Annotated in this window: 12 protein-coding genes; 4 read left to right on the top strand and 8 right to left on the bottom strand. The window is 72.0% G+C overall.

The genetic code is table 11. The features are described 5' to 3' along the window. Window positions 1–94 precede the first annotated feature (94 nt). On the bottom strand, window positions 95–2962 hold the full coding sequence (gene secA / locus AB0C69_RS03735; RefSeq protein WP_360349317.1) for a preprotein translocase subunit SecA: 2868 nt from the start codon (window positions 2960–2962) through the stop codon (window positions 95–97). 182 nt (window positions 2963–3144) lie between these two features. On the opposite strand from secA, the gene AB0C69_RS03730 reads away from it, so the two are divergent. After that, the gene (locus tag AB0C69_RS03730) at window positions 3145–3483 is read left to right on the top strand and encodes an HGxxPAAW family protein (RefSeq protein ID WP_345177780.1); all 339 of its coding nucleotides are present in this window, start codon (window positions 3145–3147) and stop codon (window positions 3481–3483) included. A 247-nt stretch (window positions 3484–3730) separates the two neighbouring features. Here the strand turns inward: AB0C69_RS03730 and AB0C69_RS03725 are convergent, their stop codons facing one another. From AB0C69_RS03725 to mtrA, 7 genes are all read right to left on the bottom strand, one after another. Next, window positions 3731–4951 (bottom strand): crosslink repair DNA glycosylase YcaQ family protein, encoded by a 1221-nt coding sequence (locus tag AB0C69_RS03725; RefSeq protein WP_360349314.1) that lies wholly within the window; start codon window positions 4949–4951, stop codon window positions 3731–3733. A 54-nt stretch (window positions 4952–5005) separates the two neighbouring features. Then, window positions 5006–5662 (bottom strand): response regulator transcription factor, encoded by a 657-nt coding sequence (locus tag AB0C69_RS03720; RefSeq protein ID WP_230298685.1) that lies wholly within the window; start codon window positions 5660–5662, stop codon window positions 5006–5008. Between the two features lie 373 nt (window positions 5663–6035). Beyond that, on the bottom strand, window positions 6036–6713 hold the full coding sequence (raiA, locus tag AB0C69_RS03715) for a ribosome-associated translation inhibitor RaiA (RefSeq protein ID WP_353832110.1): 678 nt from the start codon (window positions 6711–6713) through the stop codon (window positions 6036–6038). A 653-nt stretch (window positions 6714–7366) separates the two neighbouring features. Continuing rightward, window positions 7367–8032 carry a phosphoribosyltransferase family protein gene (locus AB0C69_RS03710; protein ID WP_360349310.1) on the bottom strand — a complete coding sequence of 222 codons (666 nt, stop codon included), beginning with the start codon at window positions 8030–8032 and terminating at the stop codon, window positions 7367–7369. Between the two features lie 313 nt (window positions 8033–8345). Next, window positions 8346–10142, bottom strand: coding sequence for an LpqB family beta-propeller domain-containing protein (locus tag AB0C69_RS03705; protein ID WP_360349307.1), 1797 nt, complete (start codon window positions 10140–10142; stop codon window positions 8346–8348). Continuing rightward, entirely contained in the window at window positions 10139–11776 is a 1638-nt protein-coding gene (mtrB, locus tag AB0C69_RS03700; RefSeq protein ID WP_345177769.1) for an MtrAB system histidine kinase MtrB, read from the bottom strand. Before mtrB ends, AB0C69_RS03705 begins: the two co-directional genes overlap by 4 nt. A 76-nt stretch (window positions 11777–11852) precedes the next feature. Then, window positions 11853–12530, bottom strand: a complete 678-nt coding sequence (mtrA, locus tag AB0C69_RS03695; protein WP_021598338.1) for an MtrAB system response regulator MtrA — start codon at window positions 12528–12530, stop codon at window positions 11853–11855. A 297-nt stretch (window positions 12531–12827) separates the two neighbouring features. Here mtrA and AB0C69_RS03690 point away from each other — a divergent pair, with 297 nt between their 5' ends. The 3 genes from AB0C69_RS03690 to AB0C69_RS03680 are packed head-to-tail and all read left to right on the top strand — an operon-like array spanning window position 12828 to window position 15810. Further along, a complete protein-coding gene (locus AB0C69_RS03690; protein ID WP_360349302.1) occupies window positions 12828–13943 on the top strand; it encodes a hypothetical protein in 1116 nt (371 codons plus the stop codon). Further along, window positions 13940–14617, top strand: coding sequence for a DUF4129 domain-containing protein (locus AB0C69_RS03685; RefSeq protein ID WP_353832115.1), 678 nt, complete (start codon window positions 13940–13942; stop codon window positions 14615–14617). Before AB0C69_RS03690 ends, AB0C69_RS03685 begins: the two co-directional genes overlap by 4 nt. Then, entirely contained in the window at window positions 14611–15810 is a 1200-nt protein-coding gene (locus AB0C69_RS03680) for a DUF4350 domain-containing protein (RefSeq protein ID WP_360349298.1), read from the top strand. The genes AB0C69_RS03685 and AB0C69_RS03680 overlap by 7 nt, the downstream gene beginning before the upstream one ends. Window positions 15811–15851 lie beyond the last annotated feature (41 nt).

Here is a 15851-nt window from a genome sequence, read left to right as displayed (position 1 = left end):
CGGCGACGAGTACTCCATCCTGGAGATCCTGCTGCACCAGCTGTCCCGGCAGGGGAGGCCGCTTCCGCGCGTCCTGCTCGTGCTCGCCGGCGCCCTACTTGGCCTTGCTGCGCGGGTCGCCGTGGCAGCGCTTGAACTTCTTGCCGGAACCGCAGGGGCACGGGTCGTTGCGGTTGACGCCCGCGTACTCGTCCGCGGTCTCCTCGCTGTGGTGCTCGACGCCGCCCTCGCCGTCGACGGTCGGGGCCGAGTACTCCAGCTTCTTCGGACGCTTGGGCTGGTCGAGGCCCTTCGCCTTGATCGAGACGGCCTCCTCGGCCTCCTCGACCTCGGCCTCCTCGGCCTTCTCCATGTCCACCGCGGGGGCGGACTCGGCGACCGCCACCGGCTCGGCGCCCACGACCGGGGTCTCCGGCTGCTCCTCCACCTCGACCTCGAGGTTGAACAGGTAGCCGACCGACTCCTCCTTGATGCCGTCGAGCATCGCGTTGAACATGTCGTAGCCCTCGCGCTGGTACTCCACCAGCGGGTCGCGCTGCGCCATGGCCCGCAGGCCGATGCCCTCCTGGAGGTAGTCCATCTCGTAGAGGTGCTCGCGCCACTTGCGGTCCAGCACCGACAGCACGACGCGGCGCTCCAGCTCGCGCATGACCTCCGCGCCGAGCTCCTCCTCGCGCTTGTCGTAGGCCGCCAGGGCGTCCTCGCGGATCTTCTCGGCGAGGGTCTCGGCGTCCAAGCCGGAGATGTCGCCGCCGATGTCCTCGACCAGCTCGTCCACCGTCAGCGAGATCGGGTAGAGCTGCTTGAACGCCTTCCACAGCTTGTCGAGGTCCCACTCCTCGGCGAAGCCCTCGCCGGTGGCGCCCGCGACGTAGCCGGCGACGACCTCGTCGATCATCCGGCGGACCTGGTCGTGCAGGTCCTCGCCCTCCAGCACCTTGCGGCGCTCGGCGTAGATGACCTTGCGCTGCCGGTTCAGCACCTCGTCGTACTTCAAGACGTTCTTGCGCATCTCGAAGTTCTGCTGCTCGACCTGGCTCTGCGCCGACTTGATCGCGTTGGAGACGATCTTGGACTCGATCGGCACGTCGTCCGGGATGTTCAGCCGGGTCATGATCGACTCGACGCGGGCCGAGTTGAACAGCCGCATCAGGTCGTCCTCCAGCGAGAGGTAGAACCGGGACTCGCCCGGGTCTCCCTGCCGGCCGGAGCGCCCGCGCAGCTGGTTGTCGATGCGCCGCGACTCGTGCCGCTCGGTCGCCAGGACGTACAGGCCGCCGACGTCGACGACCTCCTCGTGCTCGCCCTTGACGTCCTCCTTGGCCTTCTCCAGCGCCTCGGGCCAGGCGGCCTCGTACTCCTCGGGCGTCTCCAGCGGCGACAGCCCGCGCTGGTGCAGCGCCAGGTCGGCGCGGAAGTCGGGGTTGCCGCCGAGCATGATGTCGGTGCCGCGGCCCGCCATGTTCGTCGCGACGGTGACGCCGCCCTTGCGGCCCGCCTCCGCGACGATCGCCGACTCCTGCTCGTGGTGCTTGGCGTTCAGCACCGCGTGCGGGATGCCGCGCCGCTTGAGCATCTTGCTCAGCCGCTCGGACTTCTCCACCGACGTCGTGCCGACCAGGACCGGCTGGCCCTTCTCGTGCCGCTCGGCGATGTCGTCGACCACGGCCTCGAACTTGGCCTGCTCGGTCTTGTAGACGACGTCCGCGACGTCCTGGCGGATCATCGGCTTGTTCGTCGGGATCGGCACCACGCCGATCTTGTAGGTCTTGTTGAACTCCGCCGCCTCGGTGTCGGCGGTGCCGGTCATGCCGGACAGCTTGTTGTAGAGGCGGAAGTAGTTCTGCAGGGTGATCGTGGCGAGCGTCTGGTTCTCGTCCTTGATCGCCACGCCCTCCTTGGCCTCGATGGCCTGGTGCATGCCCTCGTTGTAGCGGCGGCCGTGGAGGATGCGGCCGGTGAACTCGTCCACGATCAGGACCTCGCCGTTCATGACGACGTAGTCCTTGTCGCGCTTGTAGAGCTCCTTGGCCTTCAGGGCGTTGTTGAGGAAGCTCACCAGCGGCGTGTTGACCGAGTCGTAGAGGTTGTCGATGCCGAGCCAGTCCTCGACCTTCTCCACGCCGGCCTCGGTGACGCCGACCGTCCGCTTCTTCTCGTTGACCTCGTAGTCGCCGGGCCCGTACTCGTCGACCTGCCCGGCCGTGCTGACCAGCTCGGCGCGCTTCAGCCGCGGGACGATCTTGGCGAACTCCGAGTACCACTTGGAGTTCTGCTCGGCCGGACCGGAGATGATCAGCGGGGTGCGGGCCTCGTCGATGAGGATCGAGTCGACCTCGTCCACGATCGCGAAGTTGTGGCCGCGCTGGACGCACTCCTCCAGGCTCCACGCCATGTTGTCGCGCAGGTAGTCGAACCCGAACTCGTTGTTCGTCCCGTAGGTGATGTCGGCGTTGTAGGCCGCCCGGCGCTCGTCCGGGGTCATCTGCGGGAGGATGACGCCGACCTCGAGGCCGAGGAACTGGTGGATGCGGCCCATCCACTCGGCGTCGCGCTTGGCCAGGTAGTCGTTCACCGTGACCACGTGGACGCCCTCGCCCGACAGGGCGTTCAGGTAGGCGGGGAGCACACAGGTCAGGGTCTTGCCCTCACCCGTCTTCATCTCGGCGATGTTGCCGAGGTGCAGCGCCGCGCCGCCCATCACCTGGACGTCGTAGTGGCGCTGGCCGAGCACGCGCTTGGCGGCTTCGCGTGCGGTCGCGAACGCCTCGGGCAGCAGCTCGTCCAGGGACTCGCCGTCGGCGAGGCGCTCCCGGTACTTGTCGGTCAGCTCGCGCAACTCGGCGTCGCTCATCTCGAGGAAGTCCTCCTCGATCGAGTTGACCTGATCCGCGAGCTTCTTGAGCTTGCGCAGAGTTTTTCCCTCGCCCGCACGAAGGATCTTGTCGATGACTGGCGGCACTCTCGAAGGCTCCTTGCAGATCGTGGGTCACCGCTCCAGGCGGCGCGCACACCACACGTACGATGCCCATCGTAGGCGAGACCCAGAATGGTCTAGGTCACTCCGGAGCGCAATCCACAGAGCACCCCGTTTGACTTTCGGGGCCCCGGAGAAGATGTCTCACACCTCAGGAGGGAGCCGCTATGTCTGAAGAGTCGCACGGTTCGCACGCCGGCAGGCCGAGTTCGTGGATCGCCGTCGCCGTCATCTTCGCCGGTTTCGTGGTAGGCGGCGTCGGCCTCTGCCTGGGCCCCCTGTGGGTCATGTTCTGGGCCGGCGCGGGCATCGTCGTGCTCGGCATGCTCGTCAGCTGGGTCGTCCACCTGTTCTCCGACGTCGTCGTGGACGCGCCCCGCGTCATCCCCGAGATCGTCGACTACTCGCTGTTCGGATCCCACTCCGACAAGCGGCGCGGCGGCAAGTCCGGCGAGGTCCTGGACACCCCCGTGGCCACCGACACCCAGCAGGCCCCCCACGGCTGACCTCTCCGCCCCAGACCCCGAAAGCCGCCCCCGACCACAACCCGGCGGGCGGCTTCCTGCTTCCCACCCACCTTGAGCAGAAGGTGACAAACCGAGGCGGCAGGCTCGGAAGACGACCACGAAGTCAAGGCGGCCACCAGGGTCCCCACGCATAGCCCGGCCCTCGTCCCCGAGCAGGGCCTTTGCGGCGTGCCGCTGTTCTCGTGGAGGGGTTCTGAGCAGGGATTGAGCAGGCTCAGGGGGCCGCTCAGGAGGGGGCTGTCCCGGTCAGGGCGGTTTTGAGGAGGGTGGGAGGCAGGGTGGTGCGCTCTACGCGAACGTCGTCGCAGCCGACCCAGGACGCGGCGCGCCACAGGGCTGTGGCGAGGGCCGTCGTCGACGATTCCGTGCGGGCGGCCGTGCGGGTCGCCCACGGTTCCATGGACACCTGGCGGGCGATGAGCGTGCGGCCCTCCCTCGCGGGGTCGACGCGCCCGATGAGGCGCCCGCCGGCCAGGAGCGGCATCGCGAAGTAGCCGTGGACGCGCTTGGCCTTCGGGACGTACGCCTCCAGGCGGTGGTCGAAGCCGAAGACGCGCGAGGCGCGGGCGCGGTCCCAGACGAGGGAGTCGAAGGGCGAGAGCAGCGCGGTGGCGTGCCTGCCCTTGGGCGGTGAGGCCAGCGCGGCGGGGTCGGCCCAGGCGCGCTGGGTCCACCCGGCGACCTCGACGGGGACGAGCCCGGCCGCCTCGACCACGCGGTCGACCTGGTCCTGCTTGATCCGGTAGTAGTCGGCCAGGTCGCCGCGGGTGGCCACGCCGAGGGCCCGTCCGGCGCGGGCGACGAGGGCGGTCAGGCAGGTGTCGTCGTCGGGGTCCTGCGCGAGGAGGGCGGCGGGGACGGCCCGTTCGGCGAGGTCGTACACGCGGCGCCAGCCGACCCGCTCGACGCAGACGACCTCGCCGATGTCCAGCAGCCACTCGATGCCGATCTTGTGGTCGCTCCAGTCCCACCAGTCGGCGCTCGCCTTGGCGCCGCCGAGCTCCTTGGTGGTGAGGGGGCCGTCCGCGCCGAGCCGGGCGCGGATCTCCTCGCAGACGCCCTCGGGGACCTTGTGCCAGCGCCAGCCGCGGCGCAGGTACGCGCGGCGCCGGAACGCGAACAGCGGCCAGTCGGCCATGGGCAGGATGGAGGCGGCGTGCGCCCAGTACTCGAACGTCCCGCCGGTGGCGGAGCCGGGTTTCGCGGAGCGGCGTGAGCCGACGGCCTGCCCGCCCCAGTAGGCGGCCTCGATCTTGTCGCGCCCGACCGGGCCGAGGCGTGCGTAGGGCACCAGCTCGTGGGACCGGGCCAGCACCGAGATCGTGTCGAGCTGGACGGCGCCGAGCCGTTCCAGCATCGCCGGCACGCCCCCCTTCGGACGCGCCCCCAGGAAGCCCTGGGCGCGCAGCTGGAGCCGTCGTGCCTCGTCCGCGCTGAGTTCCACCACGGCGGCGATGCTACGACACAACACCGACAAACCCGGATTGCCGGTCGCCCCGGGTCAGGTGATCTCCAGGAGTTTCTCGCGGACGGCGTAGACGACGGCCTCCATGCGGGAGTGGAGCTGGAGCTTCTCCAGGATGTTGCGCACGTGGTTCTTCACCGTGTTCTCGGAGATGAACAGCTCCCGCGCGATCTCGCGGTTGCCCAGGCCGCGCGCGACGAGCCGCAGCACCTCCATCTCGCGCTCGGTGAGGCGGGGCGCGGGGACCTGCTGGGTGCGCTCCTCGCTGCGCTTGGCCAGCGAGGCGAACTCGGTGATGAGCTTGGACGCCATCGACGGGCTGATCAGCGACTGGCCGCCGTGCACGGCGCGGACGGCCTGCGGGACCTCGTCGATCGAGATCTCCTTGAGCAGGTAGCCGCTGGCGCCGGCCTTGATCGCCTCGAAGAGGTCCTCCTCCTCGTCGCTGATGGTCAGCATGACGATCTTCGCGCTGGGCGCGGCCTCCTTGATCGCGGTGCAGGCCTCGATGCCGCTGCGGCGCGGCATCCGGATGTCCATGAGGACGACGTCGGGCAGCAGGTCGCCGGCCATCTCCACGGCCTGCTGGCCGTCGCCGCCCTCGCCGATGACCTCGATGTCGTCCTCGCCCTGGAGGACCATCTCCAGGCCGCGGCGGAAGAGCGCGTGGTCGTCGACGATGAGCACGCGGATGGGGTCTGCCGATCCGGACGGCGCTGCCGCCTCCCGGCCGGCGGGGGCGGTGCCGGCGCCTGCCTGACGGGGTACCGCCGCGGCGTCGCGAGGCTCGGGATTCTCGCTCACCAGAGTCGCGGCGTGGAGGAGACGCCGCTTCCCCCCTTCACTATTCAGCGATATGGAACTGCCGGAGGGTCGTTCTCCGACGGGTCGTCCTCGGGAACCTACGGGGTCCGGGGACGAACCCGGGGGATTTCGGACCGGGGTGTCCCCCGGTCAACCGCCGCGCGCCCCGGGAGGTTCCCGGGACGCGCCGCGTCGCGGATCGGCTGATGCGCCTTTTCAGATCATGACATGGTTCGGGCGGTGACGTGACGCGAGTGCCGCATCACTCTTCGACGAGCCTGATGACTCCGTAGTCCCAGCCTCGCCTCCGGTAGACGACCGAGGGGTGCCCCGTGGACTTGTCGCGGTACAGGAAGAAGTCGTGGCCGACGAGTTCCATCTCGAAAAGGGCCTGCTCGATGCCCATCGGCTCGGCCTGGTGGAACTTCTCGCGGACGACCAGGGGGCCGTCGCCGTCCATGGGGATGGGGACGAGGTTCTCCTCTTGCGAGACCGCCACGGTCTCGGCCTCCGCCTCGGCTTCCACGGGCGGTGCGGCCGGCGCGGCGGGCTCGGGCGCCACGGCGGGGAGCGCCTCGGGGAGCGTCTCCATCGTGGCGAGCTTGGCGCGGCCCTTGCCGCCGTGGTTCTTCGCGCCGTGGCCCTTGCGCCGCTCCGAGTCGCGGCGGAGCCGCGACTCCAGCTTGTCCAGCGCCAGGTCGAGGGCTCCGTAGCGGTCGTCGGCGGCGGCCTCGGCCCGGATCACCGGGCCGCGGGAGCGGATCGTGAGCTCCACTCGCTCGCGCTGGTCGGCAAGGCGCGGGTTGCGTTCCTCTGAGACCTCCACGTCCACGCGGATGACCTTCTGGTCGAGCCGCTCGATCTTGGCGAGTTTGCTGTCGACGTGCCGACGGAACCTGTCGTTGACGTCGGTGTGCCGGCCCCTCACGGTGATGTTCACGTGGGACCCCCCTTCTCCCGGTTGCGATTCATGCCCGTTCCGGGACCCCTGACAGCCCCGGACGGGTACCACAGGACGGTGGGTCGCACCCGCCCGGCCGACCTGGTCTTCGTCCCCACATCCGCCTGCTGAGGGGCTCGCGGCGCTTTCGCCACTACTGCCCTTCTCCCGTTACGGGGGATGTCGGATCCCACGACGGGGCAGGACTTACCTCTAAGGCGCACCGTGATCGGTCGACGAGAAGTCGCCTTACGTGGGCCGTTTCGCCTGCGCCTGGCATCGGCTAGCCGGATCGTCTGCCATGCCCCTGACGGGCACTGCGATCCAACGCAACCACGGACCCGGGCGGGTGCCATGTCAGGAACGCTAACCCCTTACGCCACGAATGTCAGGGGGGTGCGGCGAGGAAAAACTCACTGACCGTCATCGTTGACTGCCTCAGCGGGGTCTTCACCCGCCTCTCCGGGACCCCGTCACGGACGCGAAACCCTTGTGTGCGCGCCGTTCACGGGCCTGACGCCCGCCCAGGTCAGCCGGGACTGGCCCCTCGGTAAGTTTCCGAAATCTCTGCCGCCCCATGTCCTCATGTGACTCGATTAACTTCACACTGTCCCCCCACACCACACAGGTCCGACAACTCCCACTACACTGCGTCACCAGAGCCGGTGCCGGGGCGTCGCCGCGATGGTGGCCGCTCCGGCCACGTCGGCGCCGGCCTCCCGCAGGGCTCGCGCGGCCTCGGCCAGGGACGCGCCCGTCGTGACCACGTCGTCCACCAGGACGACGCGGCGCCCGGCGACCTCGGCGCGCGCCTCGATGGCTCCCGCGAGGTTGGCGGCCCGCTCCCTGGCCGAGAGCCCGGCCTGGTCGGCGACACGCCCCCGCTGCCGCAGGGCGCCGAGCGCGGTCACGGGGACACCGCTCGCGCGCAGCCGCCGCACCGCGACGTCCACCGCCCCCCGCAGGGGGTCATGGCCGCGCCGCCGCACGGCTCTGCGCCCCGACGGCACCCACACCACCACCGGCGGCCCGGGGCCGGACGGCAGGGCCGCATGGACGGCCGTCGCCAGAGCCTCTCCCAGAGGGACGGCGAGCGCCGCGCGGCCGCGCTCCTTGTAGGAGGCCAGGATCGTGCGGAGCGGGCCCTCATAGGCCGCCACGGTCCACGGAGGGGGCACCCCGGCGGGCGCCTGCCCCGCCGGACGCGCCTCCGCCCGCAGCGGACGCGCGCACGCGTCGCACAGCAACCCGGGCTGATGCCCGCACCCGGCACAGCGTTGCGGAAGCAGCAGGTCGATCAGATCGGCGAGAGCACTCATGCCCTCGACGATGCCGGGCCCACCTGACCGCCGCCCCGCACTCCCCGAACTGTGGATAACTCTCAGTGACGACGAACGCCACCAAACGATCAACACACCGCCCCTCCCTTCGGCGTGTCGCCCCTGCCCCCAAACCGGGCCCCAGGCAAGAGGAGCGGCAAGCCTTCGGCCGTCTCCTCCAGGCGCTCAGCGGGCGATTCGCGCTTGGTGGCCCCATACGGCTCGGGTCGAGGCGGTCGTCCAGGCTGAGAGGGTGGGCTCTCTTGCAGGGGGTCGGCGGGGTGGGGATGCCGCTTTGGCGGGGCCTGGGGGGTCAGCCTGGGTAGGAGGGGTCCTTGGCAGGTGTGGGGCAGATCCAGGGGCTGTAGGAGTTGCTCGGGGAGCGCTGGCGGCAGACCTGGTCCTTGCCGGACGAGCGGGTTCCGATGAGGATCGGGGCGCCGGGGGCGGCGGCGATCGTGCGGGGTTCGCCCAGGGAGCCGACGCCCAGGGACGTGATGGCGCTGCCGCTGATCGGCATCAGGAACGGGAGGGTCTGCGAGTCGCGCTTGGCGCGGCCCAGGACGGCGAGGGTGCCGTAGTCGCGCCAGGCGAGGTCGACGGCGTCCTGGAGCTCGGAGCTCACGGGCAGGAACGAGCCGACGTCCAGGGCGCCCCCGGAGGACTGGACTATGCGCCCCACCTGGACCTGGGGGCGCCCGTCCACGCGGGCGATCACGGCGGCGCGGACGCCGTCGCGGGCCATGCGGAAGGCGAGGACCTCGCGGCCGCCCAGGCCCCAGTGGGCGGCGCGGACGGGCGGTTTGCCGCGCCGGCGCACCCAGAGCGAGGACTCGTTCTTCTTCGTCTCCACGACCCACAGGGTGCCGTCGTGGCTCCAGGTCGGCGCGGTGAACCGGGCCCCGGGGCGCGCGGTCAGCAGGACGCGGGGCGCGGGCTGGCCGGTGACGGGGGCGGCGACCAGGACCTGGCTCTCGTCGGCGCTCAGGCCGGCGAACTCCTGGTGGTCGGGGGCGACGGCGGGACGGGTGAGGCGGCCGGCGGCGCCGGTCACCACGGGCTGGGCGCGGTCGCTCTCCAGGGTGCCGAGGAAGCCGGAGGGGCCGACGACGTAGGCGCTCTGCTGGACTCCCTCGCTGGGCACCTGGCCGTCGGGCGAGTTGCCCAGCCACCCGTTCACGGGCTGCGTGGCGCCCGTGCCGTCGGGCGCGACGGTCCGGCCCTCGATCGACAGCCGCCACGACTTGATCTCAGAGAGCTGCCGCATCGTCCACGAGAGCTGCGCCGACATCCGCTCGACGTCGCCGCCGCGGGCCTGGCCCGTGAGGTCGACGGTCGCGACGTCCTTGTCGATCTGCACGCTGCGGCGGAGGCGGGTGCCCTCCGGGAAGGCGGTGTCGACCGCGCCGTTCAGCCAGGAGGTCGGGCCGGTCAGCAGGGCCTGGACGAGCTGGGTGGGCAGCGTCTGCCGGTTCACGACCGGCAGGAAGACGCCGTTCGGGACGAGGGTGCGCCGGTCGGGCGCGAAGAAGTACAGGTTGACGGTGCGCATGGCGCGCTCGACGTCGTCCTTGGTGAGCAGCAGGCCGGCCTTGTCGTCGCCGGGCAGGCCGGCGATGCGCCAGACGCCCTGCGGCGTCCTGGTGAGCTGGAACGTGGCGTCGAGCGCCTTCGGGGAGGCGGTGTACTGGCCGTCGGCGGTGATCGTGCCGAGTTCCTCGCCGGTGACGCGGACGGTCGCCTGGTTCCCGGACGACTTGATCACGTGCGGGTCGGTGATGCGGCTCGCCAGCACGGTCACGAAGGGCCGCAGGCCGGGGTTCCAGGACGTCTGGCCGGACAGGTACTGCTTGGCGACCTTGTGGCCGTCGTCGAAGCTCGCGGACGCGGAGAGGAAGCCAGAGACGATCTGAGCGGGGCCCCACTCGGGGCGCGGCTTCACCGGGATCAGCCGGACGTAGGGGTCGTCGACGCGCTCGGCGCGCTCGGCGGGCTTGCCGGAGACGACCTGGCCGCCGCTCGGGACGTTCGCGCAGCCGGCGCCGCCGAGGACCAGCACGGCGACGGCGAGCAGGCACGTGAGCCGCCGGGTTCCGGCGCAGGGGCTCATTCGCCGGCCTCCAGCTCCGCGAACAGCGGGCGGGCGTCACCGGCCCCCGGAGGGACGAGCGGCAGCGGCGAGCCCCGCAGCTCGGCCCCGGCCACGCGCGGCAGCGAGAGGCGGAACTGGGAGCCCGCGCCGGGCTCTCCCCACGCCTGGAGCCAGCCGCCGTGCAGCTGCGCGTCCTCCCGGGAGATCGAGAGGCCGAGCCCGGTGCCGCCGGTGGTGCGGGCGCGGGCCGGGTCGGCGCGCCAGAAGCGGTCGAAGACCATCTGCCCCTCCCCCGGTTTCAACCCGACCCCGTGGTCGCGGACGGCGACGGCGACGGCGTCGCGGTCGGCGCCCACGGAGACGACGATGTCCTCGCCGTCGCCGTGCTCGACGGCGTTGACGAGCAGGTTGCGCAGGATGCGCTCGACGCGGCGGCGGTCGACCTCGGCCATGCAGGGCTCGCCCGGCAGCTGCAGGATGACCTTGCTGCCCTTGCGCTCGGCGAGGCCCTGGATGTCGCCGACGACGCGCAGCACGAGGTCGCGCATGTCGAGGGACTCGGCGTCGAGCGTCGCGGCGCCGGCGTCGTGGCGACTGATCTCCAGCAGGTCGGCCAGGAGCGACTCGAACCGTTCCAGCTGGCTCTGCAGCAGCTCCGCGGACCGCCCGACGGACGGGTCGGAGAAGCCGTCGCGGTTCTCGTAGAGCATGTCGGCCGCGATCCTGATCGTGGTCAGGGGCGTGCGCAGCTCGTGGGAGACGTCCGAGACGAACTGGCGCTGCACCTGCGACAGGTCCTCCAGCTCGCCGATCTTCTCCTGGAGGTTGGCGGCCATGTCGTTGAAGGAGCGGGCGAGCCGGGCCAGGTCGTCCTCGCCGCGGACCCGCATGCGCTCTTCGAGGCGTCCGGCGGCGAGCCGCTGCGCGCCCTGGGCCGCGAGCCGCACCGGGATGACGACCTGCCGGGTGACCAGCGAGGCGATCGCGGCCAGAAGCAGCACCAGGACGATGCCCACTCCGGCGAGGGAGCGGCTGACGTTGGTGAGGGTCTGCTGCTCCTGCGTCAGCGGGAACAGGTAGTACAGCTCGAACTGGCCGGTCTTGCCGCCGACGATGAGGCCGCGCTCGTCCGAGCGGTCGCCGACGTAGGAGAGCTTGCCGTAGGTGTAGGCGCGGGACCCGGCGGGCGCGTTCTTCAACTCCTCGCGGAGCCGCTTGGGGACGCTCTCCTGGCGCAGCTCGTTGGTGGTGTAGCCGTCGAAGTACTGCTCGGTGGTGTCGCGGATGTAGACCTCGTAGAGCCCGGAGGGCCCGCTGCGGGCCTTGAGCCGGTCGATCGTCGAGTTCAGCCTGCTGCCGTCCCCCGTGGAGTTGCCCAGGTCGCGCTGGACCTGCGCCAGGCCGTCGTCCAGCTGGAGACGGGCCGCCTTGACCTTGCCGTCCATCAGCGCGGACGACACCTGCTGCATGAGGAAGGCGCCCAGGATCGCCACCACGATCGCCGAGATGAACAGGGTGGACGTGACGACGCGGACCTGGATCGACCGGCGCCAGCGCAGGTAGCCGGCGCGGGCGGCGCCCTGCAGGACGCGGCGGACCGCGCCCAGCCCGCGCCGGACGAACCGCTTCGCCCTCCTCATGTCGACGTTCATGGGAGGTCCGCGAGGCGGCGCGGCGGTCCGGACGGGCGCGGGTCGGTCATGGGCGTGTCACGGCGGCGGGACGGCGTCAGGCCGGGCCGGCCTTGTAGCCGACCCCGCGCACGGTGACGACGATCTCGGGCCGTTCCGGGTCCTTCTCGATCTTGGCGCGGAGCCGCTGGACGTGCACGTTCACCAGCCGGGTGTCGGCGGCGTGCCGGTAGCCCCAGACCTGCTCCAGGAGCACCTCGCGGGTGAAGACCTGGCGGGGCTTGCGGGCGAGGGCGACCAGCAGGTCGAACTCCAGCGGCGTGAGCGGGATGTGCCGGTCGCCGCGCTTGACCGAGTGGCCGGCGACGTCGATGGTGATGTCGCCGATCTGCAGGGTCTCGGGCGCCGGCTCGTCGGTGCGGCGCAGGCGGGCGCGCACGCGCGCCACCAGCTCCTTGGGCTTGAACGGCTTGACGATGTAGTCGTCGGCGCCGGACTCCAGGCCGAGGACGACGTCCACGGTGTCGCTCTTGGCGGTCAGCATGACGATCGGCACGCCGGACTCGGCGCGGATCTGCCGGCACACGTCGATCCCGTCGGCCCCCGGCAGCATCAGGTCGAGCAGCACGAGGTCGGGCCGGGTCTCCCGGAACGCCTCGAGCGCCTTGTCGCCGTCGTGGACGAACGACGGCTCGAAGCCCTCGCCCCTCAGCACGATGCCGAGCATCTCGGCGAGAGCGAGATCGTCGTCGACGACCAGTACACGTCCTCTCATGGCCCTCATCGTCACAGGTCGGGGTTCGGTGGAGTGGGGCGCGCGACGCTCCGGCGCCACCTCGCCAGGGAGAGTTATGCCTTGGCGTGCAAGGTTACCCGCGTTTGCGCCGTACGGCGGTCCCCCGGATCGTCCGGGCGACCCGCCATGGTAGGCGCGAGTCCCGGAACCGGCGCAAGATGTGCGCCGCACCCGTGACAGGATGACCTGACCGGCGGCCGCTTAACGGTCCGGATCGGGCCAGATTGGGCCAGATCGGACGCACCGCCGACCCGCCGGAGAGCGCAGGGAGACGGGATGCCGGGACCGGACGGCTGGGACGACGACGCCGGCGCCACCGAGGTGGCGCGGGGCGTCCCGTTCCGACCCATGTCCATCTCGGAGATGCTGGACGGCGCGATCGCCGGGATCCGGCTCAGGCCGCGCGCCACGCTGGGCCTGTCGGTGGCGGTCAGCACGGTGATCCAGGTGACGAGCTCGGTCGCCGCCTCCTTCTTCATCGGCGACGAGGCCCGCGACGAGGTCACCCCCGACGTGCTGATGGAGTCGCTGGGCGCCCAGCTGACCCTGTCCCTGCTGGGGCTGGTGCTGTCGGCGTTCGGGATCCTGCTGCTGGCGGGGCTGGTGGCGCCGATCCTGGGGCGCGAGCTCCTCGGCATGCCGCTCGCGCCGAGGCAGGCGTGGCGGGACGCCCGGCCGCGGCTCGGACGGCTGGTCGCCACCGCGTCGGCCGTCATGGGCGTCTCGCTGGGCGCGCTGGTCCTGCCGCTCGCCCCGTGCCTCCTGCTGATCGCCGCCGGGGCGCGCCCGGCGTTCGCCGTGCTCGCGGGGATCTTCGGTTTCCCGGTCGGCGTCGGGCTGATGGTGTGGCTGTACATCCTGTTCGTGCAGGCGGTCCCCGCGGTCGTCCTGGAGCGGCGGACCGTCGGGGGCGCGCTGCGCCGCGCGACGACGCTCTCCAAGGGGCGCTGGCTCCGGACGTGCGGGACGCTCCTGCTGGCGCTGGTCGTGACCGTGTTCATGGGCTTCTTCGCCTTGCGGATCCCGTTCCTGTTCGCACAACTGATCTTCTTCGGCGACTCCTCCGGCAGCGGGGCGACGATGGGCGCGCTCGCCGTGGACACCGTGGGCCGGATCGTGAGCTGGTCGGTGGTCATGCCGTTCGACGCGGGTGTGATCGCCCTGCTCTACATGGACCGGCGGATGCGCCGCGAGGGCTTCGACCTGGACCTGCGCACCCGGGGGCGTTCGGCCGCGGCCGTCGCCGCCCGGGAGCGGGGAGCGGCGGCCGAGCAGGGGGCCGGCGAGCAGGGGGCCGATGAGCAGGACGAGGGGTTCATCGGCCTGTGGCGGACGGGTCCGGCGCCGGCCGGCCCGGCGCGGGGACGTCCGTGGACGGGGGCGGGCACGTGATTCTCGATCCGATCGGCCGCGACGAGGCCCGCGAGATGGCCCGCCGCGAGCTGGAGAAGCAGGTCTACCAGCGCGACAAGCCGTCCTGGCTGGAGCGGGCCTGGGACGACTTCGCCGAGTGGCTGGGCCATCTGTTCCAGAAGGCGCCCGCCCCGGAGTCGCAGGGCAGCGGCGGCGGGTGGACGTCCGTCGCCATCGTCGTCGCCATCGCGCTGGTCGCGGTCGCGCTGGTGGTGTGGCTGATGCGGGGACGCCGGAACCCCCGCTCCCGGAAGGACCCGCTGCTGGAGGACGCGCCGTCCACGGCGCTCGACCACCGGGAGGCGGCGGAGCGGCACGCCGAGGCCGGGCAGTGGGCCGAGGCGATCCGCGAGCGGCTGCGCGCCATCGCCCGCGATCTCGAAGAGCGGGCGGTGCTGTCGGCGCGGCCCGGCCGGACCGCCGACGAGCTGGCCGCCGAGGCGGGTGAGGCGGTGCCGGAGCTCGCCGGCGAGCTGGCCGCGGGCGTGCGGATCTTCGACGACGTCTGGTACGGGGACCGCCCCGGCACCCCCGAGGGGTACGCGCGGATGAAGGAGCTGGACGAGCGGCTGCGGGCGGCGCGGCCGAAGCCGCTGGAGACCGACGACCTCACCCTCGCCGGAAGCGGCGACGAAGGGGGGCCGCGATGGTGACGGCGTCCCCGCCGCGCGGGGGAGCCCCCGCAGCGGAGGCGTCCGCCCGGCAGGTCGCGGGGCGCCGCTGGCGGTCGGCGCGCGGCGTCGTCGCGGCGGTCCTGGCGATGATCGTGATCGCGGTGGCGCTGGCCGCGCTGCGCCCCTCCGCGGGGGCCGAGGCGCTCGACCCGGAGTCGCCGAAGCAGGACGGCAGCCGGGCGCTCGCGGAGATCCTGCGCCGGCACGGCACGCCGGTGACGGTGGCCCGGAGCACCGGCGACGCCATCGGCGCGGCCGGGCCCGGCGCGGTCCTGGTGGTGACCCGCACGGAGCGGCTCACCGAGGAGGACCTCGCCCGGCTGAGCGGCGTCCCGGCGGACGTGCTGCTCGTCCGGCCGACGTCGTTCGCGCTGGAGGCGTTCGCCCCGCAGGTGCGCAGGCGGGGCCCGTCGTTCGAGGAGACCGCCGAGCCGGGCTGCAATCTGCCGGTGGCGTCGCTCGCGGGGGCGGTCGACTTCCACGAGTCGGAGACCTACGAGGTCGCGGGTGCGGGCACGGCCTGCTACCGGACCGGCTCCGGGGACGCGAGGCTCGTCCAGGTCGGCACCGGCACGCACACCGTGACGGTGCTCGGCTCGACGGCGCCGCTGACGAACCGGCGGCTCACCGAGGAGGGCAACGCGGCCCTCGGCATGAACCTGGCCGGGGCGGGCGCCTCGGTGGTCTGGCTCGCCCCGGACCTGCCGAAGGCGGGCTCCGGCGCGGGCCAGCGGTCGCTCGGCGATCTGCTGCCGTTCGGGGTGAAGCTGCTCGTCCTCCAGCTGCTCGTCGCGGTGCTGCTGGTGGCCCTGTGGCGGGCCCGCCGCCTCGGCCCGGTCGTGGCGGAGGCGCTGCCCGTCGTCGTCCGGTCCGCCGAGACCGTCGAGGGCCTCGCCCGCCTCTACCGCGCGGGCCGCGCCCGCGACCGGGCCTCGGACGCGCTGCGCTCCGGCGCCCGCGAACGGCTCGTCCCGCTCCTCGGACTCCCCCGCAGCAGCGCGCAGGATCCCTCCGCCGCGCGGGAGATCGTCACGGCGGTCGCCCGCCGCACGACGTACGACGAGGCGTACGTCGGAGCGGCCCTGTACGGTCCCGAACCCTTGGACGACGCCGGGCTGATCGCCCTCACCGACGTCCTCGACGACCTGGAAAGGCAGGTACGCCAGTCGTGAACCCCCCTGTAGAGCTCGGGAAGGACGACGTGCCCGGCGGC

The organism is Actinomadura sp. NPDC048032 (assembly GCF_040653175.1).
GTDB lineage: Bacteria > Actinomycetota > Actinomycetes > Streptosporangiales > Streptosporangiaceae > Spirillospora > Spirillospora verrucosospora.
The sequence above is the reverse complement of the archived record's forward strand: the minus strand, read 5'-3'. Positions and strand labels throughout refer to the sequence as shown.